The organism is Arthrobacter sp. D1-29, assembly GCF_054130585.1.
Map to the genome: position 1 here is coordinate 3,437,329 of NZ_CP096383.1, position 18,069 is coordinate 3,455,397.

The following is an 18,069-nucleotide window of genomic DNA, read 5'->3' on the forward strand; positions in this document are numbered from 1 at the left end:
GGGCTTTGGCTGCTACACCTCCACCGATTCGCCGGGGGCAAGGTGCACGAACTCCGTTCCGTACTTGCCACCCAGCCAGGCCACATGCGATTCCACCATTTTGAGGCCCATCTCATTCAGCAGCCCATCATGGATCTGAAACGCACGTGCGGCCCGTACTCCGATCACAAAATCGATCACCTCGCTGACCTTGTTCCACGGCGCGTGGAGGGGAACCAGGAGGGTCTGAACGCTCATTCCGTCAGGGATGATAAAGGAGTCACCCGGATGGTAGACATTCCCGTCCACGAGGTAGCCGATGTTGACGACCACCGGGATCTGGGGATGGATCAGGGCATGCTGGCCGCCGTAACTGCGGATGCTGAAGCCTGCCGCCTCGAATGAACTGCCGGGCTCCACCGTATGGATCCGGCCTGCCGCTTCCGGTGCCTCTTCACGCAGGTGGGCCGCCACACCGGCGGGGCCGAACACCGCCAGGCTGTCATTCCCGCGCAGGGCATTCACCATGGCGGGCACGTCGATATGGTCACCGTGCTCGTGCGTGACGAGCACCGCCTCCGCACCGGCCAGGGCTTCCTTCGTCTCCGAGAACGTCCCTGGGTCCAGCACCAGCACCCGGCCGTCCTTTTCGAGCCGGACGCAGGCGTGGGTGTATTTTGTCAGCTTCATAGCGCCAGCCTAGGGGGCGGCCGCAAAGAGTGTCCACGAAGCCCCGGGGGCCAGGCGCAGCGCTCACGGCTCAGGGCTCAGGGCTCAGGAAAGCTCCGGCTGGTAATCTTGATCGTTGCCACCATCCCACAGGGAAGCGAGTCCTCCAATGCCGTTCGGCACCAAGGCTGACGAAACCACGCCGTCCACCTCTGCCCCTTCACCCGCCACGGGCGCGGGCATCGGAGCAACGGGAGCCGGAAAGGAACAGCGCGTCACTAAGCAGCGCCTGGCCATCAGCGCCGCGCTGGATGACCTGAATGACTTCGTGAGCACGCAGGAGCTTTACCGGATCCTCCAGAACCAGGGCGTTTCTGTATCACTCGCTACGGCCTACCGCATTTTGCAATCCCTCGCCGATGAGGGACTTGTCGATGTGCTCCGCAACGGTGAAGGCGAGGCCGTCTACCGCCGCTGCGCAGTCACTGAACACCATCACCATCTCCTGTGCCGCAACTGCGGCAAGGCCGTGGAAGTCGAAGCCCCTGCAGTGGAAACGTGGGCTGCCCGGACGGCGAAAGACCACGGCTACACCGACGTTGCACATACCGTGGAGATCTTCGGTTTTTGCCCGGACTGCACCGTCCGCAAGGCGGCCGGCGAGCTCTGACTTAGGGCAAAAAACTCTCTCAGCGCGCAAGCATGACGCGCCCGTTGAGCCCCTTCTTCGCCCGGACAGTCCCGATCACCCGGCACACGACGTAAATCAGGAATGAGAGCGTTGTGACGTAGGGGCTGATGGGTATACGGCCGCCCAGAGCCAGGAGGATCCCGCCCACTGTGGCCGTCATGGCGAACGCCACGCTCAGCACCACCACCGCCACCGGCGAGGACGTAACCCGCAGGGCCGCCGCCGCCGGGGTGATCAGCAGAGCCAGCACCAGGAGTGCTCCCACCACCTGGATGGACAGCGCCACACTGACCCCCAACAGCACCATAAAGACGAGCGCCAGGGTCCGCACGGGAACGCCGCGCGCTTCGGCAAGCTCCGGATCAACGCTGGCGAAGTTAAGCGGCCTCCAGATGGCCACCAGGGCCACCATGACCACCACGGCTGTCCCGGCGAGTGCCTGCAGCTGCACGGTATCGACCGAGACGATCTGCCCGGTCAACAGGCCAAACTTGTTGGCGGCCCGGCCCTCATAAAGGGACAGGAAAAGAATGCCCAGGCCCAGCCCGAAGGGCATGATCACGCCAATGATCGAGTTTTTGTCCCTGGCCCTGACTCCCATCAGTCCCAGCAGCAGCGCCGCCGCCACCGAACCGATCAGCGAGCCGAAAACGATGTCCGCCCCGATCAGAAGGGCAAAGGCCGCCCCGGCGAATGACAATTCAGAGATGCCGTGAACAGCAAAGGCGAGATCCCGCTTCATCACAAAAGTGCCAACGAGTCCGCCCAGCAGGCCCAGCACGGCTCCGGCCCAGATGGAGTTTTGGACCAGGACCAGCAGCTCGCCGTAGTTCTCGAAGCTGAAGATCGATCCGATAATGCTGTCCGGATCCATCAGGCCATCTCCGCTGCCGTGGCATGGACTTCGGCATGATGGTGGGTGGTTGCATCCGGCAGCCCGACCACCACGATGCGTCCGTTGGCGTGGATAACCTCAACATGGCTGCCATAGAGATCCGACAGCACCTCGGTGGTCATGACCTCCTCCGGTGTCCCCACTTTGAACCGGCCTCCGGCGAGGTAGAGCACCCGGTCCACGTAGTCGATGATGGGGTTGATTTCGTGCGTGACGAACACCACTGCACTGTTTTGGTTGTGGCACTGTTTGTTGATCAGCGCGCTCACCGCCTGCTGGTGATGCAGGTCAAGGGACAACAGGGGCTCGTCGCAGAGCAGGACCTTGGGATCCGTGGCAAGGGCCTGGGCAACGCGGAGCCGCTGCTGTTCGCCGCCGGAGAGTTGGCCCACCGGAACCCTGGCGTAGTCGCTTGCCCCAACGAGTTCCAGGAGTTCATCTATCCTGCTGTTCGCCTTTGAGGCTGCAAGGCGCAGTCCCCAGCGGTGGCCGTCCACCCCCAGCCCCACCAGATCCCGGGCGCGCATGGGGGTATCAGGGGAAAAGGACTTCTGCTGGGGGATATAGCCAATAAGGTTACTTCCGCGCTCCACCGGATGGCCGCCCAGCGTGGCGTTCCCGGCATGGAGGTCCTGGAGGCCAAGGAGGACCTTGAGGAAACTTGTCTTTCCGCTGCCGTTAGGTCCAAGCACGGCGAAGAATTCGCCTGGCCTGATGTCCAGGTTGAGATCCTCCCAGAGCGCCCGTTTACCGAACTTCAGGGACGCCCCGCGGAGGCTCACCACTGGTTCCAACTATTTTTTCTCCAAAACTTTGCTGACGTTGTCAACATTGTCCGTCATCCACTGCAGGTACGTCTTGCCCTCGGGCAGTGTTTCGCTGAAGTCGATCACGGGAACGCCGGCCGCTTCGGCCGCGTTCTTGAGGGCTTCAGTCTGCGGGCCCTCTGTCTGATCGTTGTATGCGAGGAATCGAATGTCCTCCGAACCGGCCAGGTCCGTCGCTGCCTTCAGAACGGCCGGCGGGACGTCGGTTCCTTCCTCGATAGCGGCAGTGTAATCGGCCGGCGTCTGGTTCTCCAGCCCTGCCGCCTCCAGCAGGTACAGCGGGACAGGTTCAGTAACTGCTACTGGTGCCCCTGCTCCCCCGGCAGCCTTGAGTGCTGCGAGCTTGGCAGCAAGTCCATCCAGGCTTGACTTGAAGGTGTCGGCATTGGCCGTGAACGTGGCTGCGGATCCGGGCTCGAGTTCGCCGAGCTTGGCTGCAAGGGCATCGGCCAGCTTGCCCATTGCCTCCAGGCTGTACCAGACGTGTTCGTTGAATTCACCGTGCTCGTCGTGCCCGTGCTCGTCGTGCCCGTGCTCATCGGCAGGCTCGCTGGCAGTGGCGTCGGTGGTTGGGGCATCACTGGCTGGGGCATGATCAGCCTCTTCCTCCGGTGCCAGGCCCGAGATTTCGACCGCGCTCAGGATGCTCTCGTGGGGAATGTTGCTGTCCTCGGCCATCTTTTCGACGAAAGCGTCGTAGCCGCCACCATTTTCAATCACCAGATCTGCCTTCGAGACAACCAACCGGTCCTGCGCAGTTGCCTCGTAGGAGTGCGGGTCCTGGCTGGTCTTGGTGATGATGGCGGAGACGTTGACTTTGTCCCCGCCGACAGAGCGCGCGATGTCTCCATAGACGTTGGTGGACGCGACGATGTCCACCAGGCCGCCTTCAGAAGGCGAAGCGGAGGAGACGGACGTTGCTTCACCGCCAGGACCGCAGGCGGTCAGCAAAAGGCTCAAGCCTGCGAGGGCGGCCACGGATGTGCGGGTGGCGGCAGAACGGCGCACGGAAACCTCAAATCTGTTCAGGGGATGGACTTCTACGTCTCAGGAGAGTCTAACCCCCAAATAGGAATGATTCCTATTTAGGGCGAAACCCAATACGGTCATTCACCGTTGGGCTGGCCGAGCCTCCTGATTCCCGTTGCCTGGGTTGCATCACGGATCTCACCCACCAGCTGCTCAATGATGTCTTCGAGGAACAGCACGCCCTGGGTCTGACCGTCGTGGCCTATGACCCGGGCGAGATGTGAGCCCGTTCGCTGCATGACGGACATCGCCTGTTCGATCTCGTCATCCAGCGCGAGGTTCGCCAATGAGCGGATCCGGCTTTCAGCAATAGGGTGCTGATAATCCGCTTCAGGAATGGACAGCACATCCTTCACATGGAGGTAGCCGGCCAGCATGCTGTCGTCATCAAGCATGGGGAACCTGGAGAAGCCTGTCCTGCTGACTGCCTTCTCGAACTCCACCGGAGTAGTGGCCGCCTTCAGCATCACCAGGTTGTCCAGCGGCACCATGATGTCTGAGGCCGTGTGCTCGGAGAACTCCAACGCACCGGTAATGAGCCCGGCGTCATCGTCCACCAGCCCGTGGCGTGTGGACTCCTGCACAATCGACTGGACTTCTTCAAGCGTGAAGGACGAGTTCACCTCATCCTTGGGCTCAATCCGCATGAGCTTCAGGATGTGGTTGGCGGACCAGTTAAGGGCCACAATTGCGGGCCTGACCAGACGGGCAACGAACATCAGCGGCGGGGCCAGGAACAGTGCAGCCTTATCTGCAACTGACACCGAGATGTTCTTCGGAACCATCTCGCCGAAGGTCACGTGCAGGAACGTCACCAGCATCAAGGCGATGGCGAAGGCCACCACGTCCGCCATCTCCACGGGCAGCCCCACCATTTCCAGCGGTGCGGCCATCAGGTGATGAATGGCGGGCTCTGCGACCTGGAGGATCAGCAGTGAGCAAACAGTAATACCCAGCTGGGCACAGGCGAGCATCAGTGACACATTCTCCATGGCACGAAGAGTGGTCTGGGCGCGCTTGGAGCCTGCCTCGGCCAGGGGTTCGATCTGGCTGCGCCGTGCGGACATCACCGCGAACTCGGCAGCAACAAAAAACGCGTTGCCGAGCAGGAGGATAACCAGCCAGAAAATTCCTTCCCAGTCGCTCATGATGCGGTCCTGTCCGGGGCCTCTTCAGCGTCCGGTGCGGCGGGCTGGAAGCAGATTCTGTCGATGCGTCGTCCGTCCATCCTGGTCACGCTCAATGTTCCGCCGCCAACAGGGACGGTGTCACCGACAGTGGCGATGCGGCCAAGTTCGCTCATTACATAACCGCCCACCGTTTCATAGGCGGATTCATCAGGAACGCTCAGTCCGGGAATCTGCTCGGACAGTTCATCCGGGCGCAGCAGCCCAGGAAAGTACCAGTCGCCGGAGGCACTCTGGAGGAGGCCGGGCCGGACTTTGTCGTGCTCGTCAGCAACTTCACCGACGATTTCCTCAACAAGGTCCTCGAGGGTGGCGATGCCCGCCGTTCCGCCGTACTCGTCAAGCACGACGGCGAGCTGCAGGTTTCCCTCGCGGAGTTCCGCGAGGAGGGCATCCAGATGAATGGTTTCCGGCACCCTGAGGACGTCTGTCATGATGGCGCCGGCTTCCAGGTTGGGCCGCCGGTCCCATGGCACTGCCACAGCCTTTTTAACGTGAACCAGTCCCCTGATGTCGTCGGCCGACTCTCCAATGACCGGGAACCGGGAATACCCCGTGCGCCGCGCAGCGTCCAGGATGTCCGAGATCGGCTGGTCGGCGTCGATGGTCTCTACTCGGATCCGGGGCGTCATGACGTCGGCAGCTGTCCGGGCAGAGAAATTCAGCGTCCTGGCCACAAAGTTGGCCGTGCCGGCGTCGAGCGTTCCCATGGCGGCGGAACGCCGTACCAGGGAGGCAAGCTCGGCGGGCGTCCTGGCCCCTGAAATTTCTTCCTTGGCTTCAAGCCCGAACACGTTCAGGACCTTATTGGAAAAGCCGTTCAGCACCAGGATGGCAGGCTTGAAAAGGGCAGTGAAAACAAGCTGCGGCCTGGCCAGCGCCTTGCCCACGGGAAACGACAGCGCGATGGCCATGTTTTTGGGCACCAGTTCGCCCAGCAACATGGAGAGCAGGGTTGCCAGCGCCATGGCGATCACCAGGGAAATGGATGCCGCTGCGACGTCGGGAATGCCGACGACAACCAGCGGGCCTTCCAGCAGCCGGCCGACGGACGGTTCCATCACGTAGCCGGTCAGCAGCGTGGTGAGGGTGATGCCAAGCTGGCAGCTGGAGAGTTGGGTGGAAAGGGACTTGAGGCATTTGAGCAGCGGAACGGCACCGGTGTCACCGTTGTCGATGGCGCGCTGGACCGTTGCCTGGTCCAAAGCAATGAGGGAAAATTCGACGGCGACAAAGAAGCCGGTGCCGGCGATCAGCAGGAAGCCTGCTGCAAGGAGAAGCCATTCCATTCAGCATCCCGCCGCGGAAATCAGGGGCGAGCGTAGAATCCGGGTGCTGTGAAGGAACTGGGCTGCGGGCCGCTGAGGGGGGAAACCGCCCGGCGGAGGATGGTCAGCCGAAGCCGACGGTGTTTCCAAAGTGGCTCCACGGGCCTGGGCCGGCGGAGAGTGATGGGCGCGTGTTCGGGGTTTGCCGGCTCTGCGGGTGGACTGTGCGGCGCTGCTCTTCGTGCTCCGCTGACAGCCCCCAGGCCGGCACCTAGATTTACTGTCCATAAGGGTTTCAGTCTACAGGAGCAGATCATGGCCCCCGCGTGCTGTGCAATCGCGCTCTGCGGCGTCGGCGGATTCTTCCCGCGCGGACAGCTTCAGGCACGCCATATTCCACTTTCTTGGCGTCACTTCATGATTTGGGTCACCCTTATTGGCAGTTAGCGCAGGATGCTCATTAGACTGGCAAAGGTCTGGGTTCAGAGGACGCAGAGAACTGGTTCGGATGTTGTGCTGAGGCACCGTGGCGGCCAGAGGGAAATCAAACTCATGGAAGAGGCGTATTTCAAGTGCCAGAGCAGCCTAGCCACCGTCTACCAGAGGAATTTGGCGGAAATGAGTGGCTCGTTGACGAACTGTACGAGCAGTACCAAAAGGACAAGAACGCTGTGGACGCCAAATGGTGGCCGCTGTTTGAATCCTTCGACTCGGGCAGCGATTCTTCTTCCAACGGGAATTCGCCCCTCGCCGTCGCCCACCCCCCTACCCGTGAAATGCCTGCCGTAGCTCCGGCCCAGGCCCCAGCAGCTCCGGCACCGGCGCCGGCAGCGCAGCCTGAGGCATCCGCTCCCGCGGCAGCTCCGGCCCCTGCACCTGCAGCTGCACCGGCAAAGAAGGCCCCGGCAACTGTTGCCCGGGACGGCGCAAAGATGACCGAGCCTGGAACCGGATCACAGCCGATCCCCGCACAGCTCCCCAAAAACGTCAAAGCGCCCACGGCTCCCGAAGAGGACGTTGTCTCAGTCCTCCGCGGCCCGGCCAAGGCCATCGCCTCGAACATGATCACCAGCCTGGAGGTTCCCACCGCCACAAGCGTCAGGGCCATCCCTGCCAAGCTGCTGATCGACAACCGTGTTGTCATCAACTCCAACCTGGCCCGCGCACGCGGCGGCAAGGTCTCTTTCACCCACCTCATCGGTTACGCCGTCATCCGGGCCCTGTCCCAGTTCCCGTCCATGAACGTCTACTACGACGAAGTGGACGGCAAGCCCGTTGCCGTCCAGCCTGCACACGTCAACTTCGGCATCGCCATTGACATGCCCAAGCCTGATGGAACGCGCCTGCTGATGGTGCCGAACATCAAGAAGGCCGAGACCCTTAACTTCTCTGAGTTCTGGCACACCTATGAAGACCTCATCAAGCGCGCCCGCGCCGGCAAACTGACAGCGGACGACCACTCCGGCACCACGGTGTCCCTGACCAACCCGGGCGGCATCGGCACAGTACACTCAGTGCCCCGGCTTTCCAAGGGACAGGCCGCCATCATCGGCGTCGGTGCACTGGACTACCCTGCCGAATTCCAGGGTGCCAGCGAAAAGATCATTGCGCATAACGCCATCAGCAAGGTCCTCACCCTGACGTCAACCTATGACCACCGTGTCATCCAGGGAGCCGGCAGCGGCGAGTTCCTCAAGCTGGTGCACCAGCTGCTGCTCGGCGCGCAGAACTTCTATGACGAGATCTTCGAATCCCTGCGCATTCCGTACGAACCCGTGCGCTGGAGCCCGGACCTGCAGGTGGACCCGTCAGACCAGATCAACAAGGTCGCCCGCATCCAGCAGCTCATCCACTCCTACCGTGTGCGTGGGCACCTGATGGCGGACACCGACCCGCTGGAGTATGTCCAGCGCAAGCACCCGGACCTTGATGTCCTGACCTATGGCTTGACCCTGTGGGACCTGGACCGCGAGTGGCCCACCGGCGGCTTCGGCGGCAAGCCCGTGCTTAAGTTCCGTGACATCCTGGCGGTGCTGCGCGACGCTTACTGCCGCACCACCGGCATCGAATACATGCACATCCAGGAGCCGGAGGAACGCACATGGTTCCAGGACCAGCTGGAGCACCCCTACTCCAAGCCCACCCGTGAAGAGCAGCTGCGCATCGTCTCCAAGCTGAACGCTGCTGAGGCCTTCGAAACGTTCCTGCAGACCAAGTTCGTGGGCCAGAAGCGCTTCTCGCTCGAAGGCGGCGAGTCCCTGATTCCGCTGCTGGATGCCATCATGTCCGACGCCGCGGATGACGGCCTGGATGAAGTGGCTATCGGCATGGCCCACCGCGGCCGTCTGAACGTACTCACTAATATCGCCGGCAAGACCTACGCCCAGGTTTTCCGTGAATTCGAAGGCACCCAGGATCCGCGCTCCGTCCAGGGCTCGGGTGACGTGAAGTACCACCTCGGCACTGAAGGCACGTTCACCTCGGACAACGGCAACGAAACCAAGGTCTACCTGGCCGCCAACCCGTCCCACCTTGAAGCCGTGGACCCAGTGCTGGAAGGCATCGTCCGCGCCAAGCAGGACCGCCTGGACCAGGGCGAGGCGTTCCCCGTGCTGCCCATTATGGTCCACGGTGACGCCGCCTTCGCCGGCCAGGGTGTCGTAGCCGAGACGCTGAACCTTTCCCAGCTGCGCGGCTACCGTACCGGCGGCACCATCCACGTGGTGGTCAACAACCAGGTCGGCTTTACCACCGCACCTTCCTCGTCCAGGTCCTCCACGTACTCCACGGACGTCGCCAAGATGATCCAGGCCCCCGTGTTCCACGTGAACGGTGACGACCCCGAAGCGGTGGTGCGCATCGGCCAGCTCGCATACGAGTTCCGCCAGCGTTTCCACAAGGACGTTGTCATCGACATGGTGTGCTACCGCCGCCGTGGCCACAACGAGGGTGATGACCCCTCGATGACCCAGCCCCTGATGTACAACCTGATCGAAGCCAAGCGTTCCGTGCGGAAGCTGTACACGGAGTCGCTGATCGGTCGCGGCGACATCACCGAAGAGGAAGCCGAACAGCTGCTCCGCGACTACCAGGAGCGGCTGGAGCGGGTCTTTGCCGAGACCCATGCCGCCCAGACCTCGCCCATCCCGATCATCACGGCGGACTCCGCCGCGGTATCGGACATCGAGCGTCCCATCGCCCAGCAGTCCGACTCCGGGTCCAATGCGCCTGCGTCCACCGCCATCACACCCGAGACCCTGGCCCGCATCGGCAAGGCGCACATTGAAATCCCCGAGGGCTTCACGGTCCACGCAAAGCTCAAGCAGCTGCTCGAGAAGCGCGAGCAGATGTCACGCGAAGGTGGCATCGACTGGGGCTTTGGCGAGATTGCGGCTTTCGGATCGCTCATCATGGAAGGCGTCCCCGTGCGCCTGGCCGGCCAGGACTCCCGCCGGGGAACGTTCGTTCAGCGCCACGCTGTCTTCCATGACCGCGCCAACGGCAACGAATGGCTGCCCCTCGGCCACCTCTCGGACAACCAGGCCAAGCTCTGGATCTACGATTCCCTGCTGTCCGAATATGCGGCAATGGGCTTCGAATACGGCTACTCCGTCGAGCGTCCCGATGCGCTCGTCCTGTGGGAGGCGCAGTTCGGTGACTTTGTGAACGGCGCGCAGACCATCATCGATGAGTTCATCTCCTCCGCAGAACAGAAGTGGGGCCAGCGGTCCTCCCTGGTGCTGATGCTTCCGCACGGCTACGAAGGCCAGGGCCCGGACCACTCCTCCGCGCGGATCGAACGCTTCCTGCAGATGTGTGCTGAAGAAAACATGATCGTCGCCAACCCCACGACGGCGGCATCCCACTTCCACCTGCTGCGCCGCCAGGCGTACAGCCGCCCCCGCAAGCCGCTGATCATCTTCACTCCGAAGCAGTTGCTCCGCCTCAAGGGCGCGGCTTCCTCGGTGGAGGACTTCACCACGGGCAGCTTCCGCACCGTCATCGGTGACCATGAGCAGCTGGCGGCAGACGCCGTCGAACGCGTCCTTCTGGTGTCCGGCCGCCTGTACTACGATCTCCTGTCCACCCGGCAGAAGACGGAGGACAAGACGACGGCGATCGTCCGCGTGGAGCAGCTCTACCCGCTGCCGCATGCAGAGATCGCGGCGGAGCTGGCCAAGTACCCGAACGCCGAAGTGGTGTGGGCACAGGACGAGCCTGCCAACCAGGGTCCGTGGCCATTCGTTGGGCTCAACCTCCCGGGCGCGCTTGACCGTGCCGTCCGCCTGGTGTCCCGTCCGGCCTCGGCCTCCACGGCTGCCGGCTCCATGAAGCGGCACGCTGCCGAGCAGGATTCGCTCCTGAAGCAGGCATTTGCACGAAAGTAGCCGCTAGATTGCCCGGCCGGACGTCGAAATCCCAGACTCCGGCCGGGCAGTTCTGTTTAATGGGGGTGGGCCGGTTCCTTGAAACGGCCCGGCAGCAGCAGATGCGGGCAACGCGTCATGTCATTCAGCACTGAAGTAAAGAGGAACCCGTGGAAGACAGGAAGCTGCGCATCGCAGCTGTTGGAGATGAACTGCTGGCCGGGCTTGGGGATCCCAGGGCACTCGGCTGGCTGGGCCGCGTTTTGGCCCGCACTCCCCAGGATGGCGTGGAACTGGAAAGCTATGCCCTCCCCTGCCCGCAGGAGGGAACGGAAGGGTTGGCTGCCCGCTGGCTGGAGGAGGCCGGACGCCGGTTCGGTGACCACCACGAAAACCGGCTCGTGATCGGCCTGTCCGGCCGGGACATCGAGTTCGGCCTTTCCACTGCGCGCAGCCGGCTTAATCTGGCCAATATCCTGGATTCGGCATCGCAAAACAGGATTGAGGTTTTTGTGGTGGGCCCGCCCCCCACCCTGGACCCGGCACATAACCGGCGCCTTGGCGAGCTCAATACGGCCTTCGCCGATGTGACCACACGCCGCAAACACCTTTACGTGGACACGTTTTCTCCACTGGTCAACCATGAGCAGTGGCGCCAGGACCTCGCCGCAAACAGCGGAACCCCGGGGCAGGCTGGGTATGGCCTCATGGCATGGCTGGTCCTGCATCGCGGCTGGTTCCAGTGGCTGAAAATGGACGCCCCGGCCTAAGCCGCCGCTTCAGCAAATTCGCGATATATCTTGACCTCCTTTCCCTCCCGGTATAGGTTGGCCTACGACACGATATATCGCGAGCTTGGAGGAACCAATGACCGAGGACAGCTGGACCGTCACCGATCCGCAAACCATCGATGTTGACAATGTCACCTCGCTCAAGCTGGGCATGGTGCGCGGAAGGTTTGACGTCGTTACTCACGCCGACCCCGTCGTCCGGGTGGAGATCACAGAAGTGCAGGGCGACCCCGTGGCCGTGTCATTCGTCGACGGCCGGCTCGAGGTCCGCCATCAGCTTCACGGACCGCAGGGCTGGTTCAAGAACCTGATGGGAACCGTCAACCACAACAGCAATAATTCGGCCGTCATCAGCATCGCCCTTCCGGCCGGCGTCGAAGTGGAAGCGGGCACCGTCAGTGGTGACGGACTGGTGTCCGGGATCAGCGGGCACACCAGGCTCAATACCGTCTCCGGTTCGGTAATGGCAGATGGCACCAGCGGCAACCTCCACATCAACACCATCAGCGGGGACGTGGTTGCCCGCAACCACGACGGCGTCCTGACCGCCAAAAGCGTCTCGGGCGAGGTTACGGCCTCCGGCCGGTTCAGCAATATCCGCGCCAACACTGTCAGCGGCGACATGAGCTTTGACCTGTGGGGCTTTACGCATGACTTCGGCGCCAATTCAGTCTCCGGGGACCTGACCATCCGGCTCCCGCACGACGTCGGGGTGGACATCGTGGCGAAATCCGCCAGCGGGACGGTGGTCATCGACGACCAGCACTACGCCCAGCCCGGGGGCAAGGTGGAAACCATCGCAGGTCCGGACCGCAAGCTCATGCTGGTGCGGACCAACTCCGTGTCCGGCAAGACGTCCATCTTCCATGGCCTTGCTCCGGATAGCGGGGAAGCGTCGGACGGCGAAACAAGGAACCCGGAAGCGGCAGGCTGATGCCTCCGGTCTTTGCCCATGGTGCCCTCCGGTTATACCTTCTGGCCCTCCTGGAGTCCGGCCCCAAACACGGCTACGAGCTCATCAAGGCCCTCAAGGAGAGGTTCGGCGGAACGTATTCCCCCAGCGCGGGAACCATCTACCCGCGACTGGGAAAGCTGGAGGAAGAGGGACTGGTAGCTACGGAGTCCGTGGGCAGGCGCACCAACTATTTCATCACCGCGGCGGGGCTGGCGGAACTGAACAGCCGCCGGGACGAACTGGCCGGCGTCGAAAACGACATCTCCGCCTCCGTCCGCCGCCTGGCGGACAGCCTCCGCGAGGACATCCGGAGCAACATGCGCGGGCTGCGCGCAGATCTCGCAGCGACCGCCGAGGCGGCGCGTTCCGCGGCCCGCTCCGCAGACTTCAGGATGGCAGGTACCCGGCAGTCGCAGGACGGGAACCGGACGCTGAAAGAGGCCGAGCTGCTCCTTCAGGCATTCCGGGACGACCTGCGGATCGAACTTCGACTGGAGGCGAGCCGGCAGCCGCTCAGCCCGCTGGCACTTGAAACCGTCAAGACCGTCCTGGACCAGGCCCGCATCTCCATCAGGAATTCGCTGCACGGCTGACGGGAGAGGCGAGGCAAGCCGCTGCAGGACGCAAGCCTGCAGAACGCCGGCCGTTGCAGGACGGCGCCCCACGTCATGGCTGCGATCCTGGTTCGCGGCCTGTCCCTTCTTATGGGAGACTTGAGGGCAGCTCTTTTGAGTACCGAAATTAAGGAGGCCAGCTATGAGCAAGCGTGCACGTAAACGTCGTGACCGTAAGCGTGGCGGCGCGAACCATGGGAAGCGCCCCAACACCTAAGCAAAAGCTTGGAATGACGGTTTAAGCGAAGGACCCCGGAAGCCACACGGCTTCCGGGGTCCTTTGTCTTGAATCGGTGCGTCTTGAATCGATCTTCCGCGGCTGGCAGTGAAGGCTAAGCGTCCACCGGGCGGATGGAATGTATCCGATCCAGAATGGCGTTCTTGAGGTTCTCCGGTGCGGCCTCGGTACAGGAGCGTTTCACCATGTTCCGGATCACGCATTCGAGGTCGTACTGCTGAGTGCATTCAGGGCAGTCATCAAGGTGGTGCTTGATCTCCGTGATGTCCTCACGGGTCAGTGCCCCGTCAAGGTACTCATAGATGCGTTGCATCCTGGCGTCGTCGCAGTCGCCTAATCCCTGGCAGTCGCTCATTTCCTGTTCTCCTGTTGTGTGCTTTCGGCCGCTTCCTGGGTTTCGACGGCGCCTTTGAATCCCCGATCGGCGGCATAGTCCGCCAGCATGTCCCGCAACATTTTCCGGCCGCGGTGCAGCCGGGACATCACGGTGCCGATGGGCGTGTTCATGATGTCCGAAATTTCCTTGTAGGCGAAGCCTTCGACGTCCGCGAAGTAAACGGCCAGCCGGAACTCCTCCGGAATCGCCTGGAGCGCGCGTTTTACATCTGAATCAGGCAGGTGATCCAGTGCCTCTGCCTCCGCCGACCTGAGCCCGCTGGACGTGTGGGATTCCGCCCTTGCCAGCTGCCAGTCCTCAATCGTGTCCGAATTGGACTGCAAAGGCTCCCGCTGCCGTTTTCGGTACAGGTTAATGTAGGTGTTGGTCAGGATCCGGTACAACCATGCTTTGAGGTTGGTGCCCGGCTTGTACTGATGGAACGCCGAAAATGCCTTGGTGTAGGCCTCCTGGACAAGGTCCTCGGCATCAGCCGGGTTCCGGGCCATGCGCATGGCAGCGGAATAAAGCTGGTCCACGTATTGCATTGCGTCCCGCTCGAAGCGGATGCGACGCTCTTCCGGCGATTCCTTGGCCAAGTCAACGGCGGGCTCTGCAGGCTCGCCGCTGAGGGTTTCAGGCTCTGCTGATTCTCCGGCGGCGGGCTGTGCGTCGTTACGGCTCTTGGCTTCGCTTCCGGAGGCCTCATACATGGCCTCAAGGGCCGGATCCAGGGTGCTCATTGCCTTCAAGTCTACTGTCACGCTCTGGGCGCGCAGCGAACCGTACTCCGGAGGATCTGATTCCAGAGTCTCCAAAACCACGGGGCCCGCTACTTCCGTTTCGTCCTTCACCAACGCCAAGTGCCAACTCCGCTCTTTACCACTGCAGTTCATCGATGGGGGTGTCCGGCATTTCCCGGACCCGCAAACCATAACCACTGGTGGCAGGCAAATATTCCTCAAAAGTGCAAGACTAGAACGGACTCCGCCGCATACGACGCGGTTCGTCCACCCAGGAGGAAATCCATGTCCTTTGTCCGTACTCTCGCCCGGCCCATGCTGGCATCCAGTTTCGTCCTTGCCGGTCTGGACAAGTTCAGGAACGCTGATGATACCGCTCAGCAACTCTCGCCCCTTCTGCGCAAGGCAGCAGCCTCGTTGCCCTTCCAGACCAGCGAGAAGACACTGGCCAAGGTGATTGGCGGAACGCAGGTAGGTGCCGGCGTGTTGTTCGGACTGGGCAAGTTCGCACGGCTGTCAGCAACGCTGCTCACGGTTATTTCGGTCCTGAACACTTTTGTGGAGTGGCGAAGCGCTGACATCAGTTCCAAGGAAGGCCGGGATGCCCGGCGCAAGCAGCTCCTCAAAAATCTCTCCCTCAGCGGCGGCGCCTTGCTTGCCTCCGTGGATACAGCAGGCAAGCCCGGACTGGCCTGGCGCGCAGAGCACCTGGCTGCCGACGTGAAAAAGGGCGCTTCCCACCTCGCTGCGGACACCAAAAAGACCACCGGCAAGCAGCTCCACAAGGCTGACAAGGCTGTCCGGCGCGCCGTGGATCAGGCAACGGGGGCCTAAGGACGCATGACCGGATCCATTGCCGCCCCTGCCCGTGACTCTTCCGAAGCTGTGTCCCACTGGCCCGCACCGTTTGCCGCCAGGCCGGTCAATGCCACGGTTACGGTGCCGGGTTCCAAGTCCCTGACCAACAGGTTCCTGGTCCTGGCGGCACTGGCTGACGGCCCTTCCAGGCTGCGGGCCCCGCTGCACTCGAGGGACTCAGCGCTGATGATTGAGGCCCTGCGCCAACTGGGTGCCGGCATCACCGAGGTACCGGGAGACGGCGCCTTCGGGCCGGACCTCGAAGTGATTCCGCTGAGCCGGGACGCTTCCCCGGCGCGGACGCAGATCGATTGCGGCCTCGCCGGAACAGTGATGCGGTTCGTTCCTCCGCTCGCCGCGCTTCGAAACGGCGAGAGCGTTTTCGACGGCGATCCGCACGCCAGGAACCGCCCGATGGGAACCATTATCGAAGCGCTGAAAGCCCTCGGCGTTGCGGTAGCCGCGGAGGACGGCAGCACTCCTGCCTCGTTGCCTTTCGTGGTCGAGGGCACCGGCGAAGTCCGCGGCGGACACCTGGTGATCGATGCCAGCGCGTCGTCGCAGTTCGTCTCGGCTCTGCTTCTCGTGGGAGCACGGTTTACTGAAGGCCTGCATCTGGAGCACGTTGGCAAGCCAGTGCCAAGCCTTGACCACATCAATATGACGGTGGCCGTGCTGCGGGGCCTGGGGGTTTCGGTGGATGATTCCGTTCCCAACCACTGGGTTGTCGCCCCGGGCCATATTCGGGCTTTCGACCAGCGCATCGAGCAGGACCTGTCCAATGCGGGCCCCTTCCTGGCCGCTGCCCTGGCATCACGCGGAACGGTCCGCATCCCGAACTGGCCGGCGGAAACCACCCAGGTGGGAGACAAATGGCGCAGCATCCTGTCGGCAATGGGTGCCGACGTCAGCCTCGCTGACGGCGTCCTGACCGTTACCGGCGGGGCTGGGATCCAGGGTGGCGACTTCGATGAAACCAGCGAACTTGCCCCTACTGTCGCCGCTCTGTGCGCCCTCGCCAGCGTCCCTTCCCGGCTCACGGGAATAGCACACCTGCGCGGGCATGAGACGGACCGGCTGGCCGGGCTCGTCACCGAAATCAACCGCCTCGGCGGCGATGCAGAAGAGACCAGCGACGGATTGGTGATCCGCCCGGCGAAGCTGCACGGCGGCGTCGTACATAGTTACGCAGATCACCGAATGGCCACCGCCGGTGCCATCCTTGGCCTGGCCGTGCAGGGCATTGAGGTGGAGGACATCGCCACCACGGCCAAGACCATGCCGGACTTTCCTGCCTTGTGGGCGGACATGCTCGCCCAGGGCCAGTCAACCCAGCCTGAGGGGCCGGAGGGTTCCGTCGGTGGCACGCAGCACTGATTCATGGGACGAGTCCGATGTCCGGATCCGTCCCAGCAAAAAGGGGTCACGCCCGCGTACCAAGGACCGTCCCAGTCACGATGACGCTGTCACGGGACGCATCATCACGGTGGACCGCGGCCGGTATACGGCAGTGGTCGGTGAGGATTCGGGCGACGAGCGCGTGATCATCGCGGCAAGGGCCCGGGAATTGCGCCGCTCCCCCGTGGTCGCCGGAGATTTCGTCTCGCTCGTGGGGGATGTATCGGGCGAACCTGACACCCTGGCCCGCCTGGTCAAGATCCAGGAGCGCAGGACACTCCTGCGCCGCAGCGCGGATGACACTGATCCCGTGGAGCGCGCAGTGGTAGCCAACGCCGATCAGCTCGTGGTCGTGGTGGCTGCCGCCAACCCGGAACCCCGGACCGGCTTTATCGACCGCGCCTTGGTAGCAGCCTACGACGCCGGGATTGACCCGCTGCTGCTGGTCACCAAGGCGGACGTCAAGGATCCCTCGGAGCTGTTGTCCAACTACGAGCACCTTGATTTCCCGGTCATCATCAGCCGCACGGCCGATTCCGCGGCGTCCGGAATCGATGCACGTTCCGATGACGGCCTGTCTGCCCGGCTGGACAGTAATGCCGTTTCCCAGCTCCGTGAACACCTCGATGGCAAGGTCACGGTGATGCTGGGGCATTCGGGCGTGGGCAAATCCACCATGGTGAACGCGCTGACAGGTGCCGAACGTGCCACGGGCGGCGTCAACGCGGTGACGGGGAGGGGGCGGCACACGTCCTCGTCTGCCCTTGCCCTCAAACTGACTGACTCGCCGGCGGGGAGCTGGATCATTGATACTCCCGGGATCCGGTCCTTCGGCCTGGCACATGTGGACCCGGATCGCATCCTCCGGTCCTTCCCGGATCTCGAGCCGGGAACGGACGCATGTGAACGTGGCTGCAAGCACAACGCCGCCGCGGTCAACTGCGGGCTGGACGCCTGGGTGGCCGAGGGCCACGCCGGCCCGACGGGTGCAGCCCGGCTTGCGTCACTGCGGCGTTTGCTTGGCACCGATCCGCGGATGGAAGGTCAGGAAACCAAGGAACTCGGCAGCATGGGCTGAAGTACCGCCATCCGTTCGCTCACCGTTTGGCGGGTTTTGCCGTATTTTCCCGCCTTCAGCGGACCCTGTCCGGAAGCGTCGGAACGGTTCGGGACGCCGATGTCCC

General features: G+C 63.0%; 17 protein-coding genes. 9 read left to right on the forward strand and 8 right to left on the reverse strand.

What is annotated here, in order from left to right; translation table 11 throughout:
- Positions 1 to 12: 12 nt before the first annotated feature.
- Positions 13 to 669, reverse strand: a complete 657-nt coding sequence (locus M1E17_RS15475; protein ID WP_457962862.1) for an MBL fold metallo-hydrolase — start codon at positions 667 to 669, stop codon at positions 13 to 15.
- Positions 670 to 817: 148 nt separating this feature from the next.
- On the opposite strand from M1E17_RS15475, the gene M1E17_RS15480 reads away from it, so the two are divergent.
- On the forward strand, positions 818 to 1,318 hold the full coding sequence (locus tag M1E17_RS15480; RefSeq protein WP_457962863.1) for a Fur family transcriptional regulator: 501 nt from the start codon (positions 818 to 820) through the stop codon (positions 1,316 to 1,318).
- A gap of 19 nt (positions 1,319 to 1,337) precedes the next feature.
- Here the strand turns inward: M1E17_RS15480 and M1E17_RS15485 are convergent, their stop codons facing one another.
- The 5 genes from M1E17_RS15485 to M1E17_RS15505 form a co-directional block, all read right to left on the reverse strand.
- Positions 1,338 to 2,213 carry a metal ABC transporter permease gene (locus M1E17_RS15485; protein WP_457962864.1) on the reverse strand — a complete coding sequence of 292 codons (876 nt, stop codon included), beginning with the start codon at positions 2,211 to 2,213 and terminating at the stop codon, positions 1,338 to 1,340.
- On the reverse strand, positions 2,213 to 3,028 hold the full coding sequence (locus M1E17_RS15490) for a metal ABC transporter ATP-binding protein (protein WP_457962865.1): 816 nt from the start codon (positions 3,026 to 3,028) through the stop codon (positions 2,213 to 2,215). The genes M1E17_RS15485 and M1E17_RS15490 overlap by 1 nt, the downstream gene beginning before the upstream one ends.
- On the reverse strand, positions 3,029 to 4,069 hold the full coding sequence (locus M1E17_RS15495; RefSeq protein WP_457962866.1) for a metal ABC transporter solute-binding protein, Zn/Mn family: 1,041 nt from the start codon (positions 4,067 to 4,069) through the stop codon (positions 3,029 to 3,031). It abuts the gene before it with no gap.
- 98 nt (positions 4,070 to 4,167) lie between these two features.
- A complete protein-coding gene (locus M1E17_RS15500; RefSeq protein WP_457962867.1) occupies positions 4,168 to 5,238 on the reverse strand; it encodes a hemolysin family protein in 1,071 nt (356 codons plus the stop codon).
- Positions 5,235 to 6,566: a hemolysin family protein gene (locus M1E17_RS15505; protein ID WP_457962868.1), complete on the reverse strand. Its 1,332-nt coding sequence runs from the start codon at positions 6,564 to 6,566 to the stop codon at positions 5,235 to 5,237. The genes M1E17_RS15500 and M1E17_RS15505 overlap by 4 nt, the downstream gene beginning before the upstream one ends.
- Before the next feature lie 551 nt (positions 6,567 to 7,117).
- Here M1E17_RS15505 and M1E17_RS15510 point away from each other — a divergent pair.
- The 5 genes from M1E17_RS15510 to M1E17_RS15530 all read left to right on the forward strand — a co-directional run bounded on the left by M1E17_RS15510 (position 7,118) and on the right by M1E17_RS15530 (position 13,489).
- Positions 7,118 to 10,933: a multifunctional oxoglutarate decarboxylase/oxoglutarate dehydrogenase thiamine pyrophosphate-binding subunit/dihydrolipoyllysine-residue succinyltransferase subunit gene (locus M1E17_RS15510; RefSeq protein WP_457962869.1), complete on the forward strand. Its 3,816-nt coding sequence runs from the start codon at positions 7,118 to 7,120 to the stop codon at positions 10,931 to 10,933.
- 149 nt (positions 10,934 to 11,082) lie between these two features.
- Positions 11,083 to 11,682 carry a GDSL-type esterase/lipase family protein gene (locus M1E17_RS15515; RefSeq protein ID WP_457962870.1) on the forward strand — a complete coding sequence of 200 codons (600 nt, stop codon included), beginning with the start codon at positions 11,083 to 11,085 and terminating at the stop codon, positions 11,680 to 11,682.
- Between the two features lie 97 nt (positions 11,683 to 11,779).
- Positions 11,780 to 12,637 carry a DUF4097 family beta strand repeat-containing protein gene (locus M1E17_RS15520; protein ID WP_457962871.1) on the forward strand — a complete coding sequence of 286 codons (858 nt, stop codon included), beginning with the start codon at positions 11,780 to 11,782 and terminating at the stop codon, positions 12,635 to 12,637.
- Positions 12,637 to 13,251: a PadR family transcriptional regulator gene (locus tag M1E17_RS15525; protein ID WP_457962872.1), complete on the forward strand. Its 615-nt coding sequence runs from the start codon at positions 12,637 to 12,639 to the stop codon at positions 13,249 to 13,251. The genes M1E17_RS15520 and M1E17_RS15525 overlap by 1 nt, the downstream gene beginning before the upstream one ends.
- A 163-nt stretch (positions 13,252 to 13,414) precedes the next feature.
- Entirely contained in the window at positions 13,415 to 13,489 is a 75-nt protein-coding gene (locus tag M1E17_RS15530) for a 50S ribosomal protein bL37 (protein WP_369299106.1), read from the forward strand.
- Positions 13,490 to 13,604: 115 nt separating this feature from the next.
- Here M1E17_RS15530 and rsrA read toward each other — a convergent pair whose 3' ends face one another.
- Entirely contained in the window at positions 13,605 to 13,865 is a 261-nt protein-coding gene (gene rsrA, locus M1E17_RS15535) for a mycothiol system anti-sigma-R factor (protein WP_267275593.1), read from the reverse strand.
- On the reverse strand, positions 13,862 to 14,629 hold the full coding sequence (locus M1E17_RS15540; RefSeq protein ID WP_457962873.1) for a sigma-70 family RNA polymerase sigma factor: 768 nt from the start codon (positions 14,627 to 14,629) through the stop codon (positions 13,862 to 13,864). Before M1E17_RS15540 ends, rsrA begins: the two co-directional genes overlap by 4 nt.
- Positions 14,630 to 14,914: 285 nt before the next feature.
- On the opposite strand from M1E17_RS15540, the gene M1E17_RS15545 reads away from it, so the two are divergent.
- From M1E17_RS15545 to rsgA, 3 genes are read left to right on the forward strand one after another with little or no spacing between them, the layout of a single operon-like run.
- The gene (locus M1E17_RS15545; protein ID WP_457962874.1) at positions 14,915 to 15,463 is read left to right on the forward strand and encodes a DoxX family protein; all 549 of its coding nucleotides are present in this window, start codon (positions 14,915 to 14,917) and stop codon (positions 15,461 to 15,463) included.
- 6 nt (positions 15,464 to 15,469) lie between these two features.
- On the forward strand, positions 15,470 to 16,864 hold the full coding sequence (gene aroA / locus M1E17_RS15550) for a 3-phosphoshikimate 1-carboxyvinyltransferase (RefSeq protein ID WP_457962875.1): 1,395 nt from the start codon (positions 15,470 to 15,472) through the stop codon (positions 16,862 to 16,864).
- A complete protein-coding gene (gene rsgA / locus M1E17_RS15555) occupies positions 16,848 to 17,963 on the forward strand; it encodes a ribosome small subunit-dependent GTPase A (RefSeq protein WP_457962876.1) in 1,116 nt (371 codons plus the stop codon). The genes aroA and rsgA overlap by 17 nt, the downstream gene beginning before the upstream one ends.
- The last annotated feature ends 106 nt before the right edge of the window (positions 17,964 to 18,069 follow it).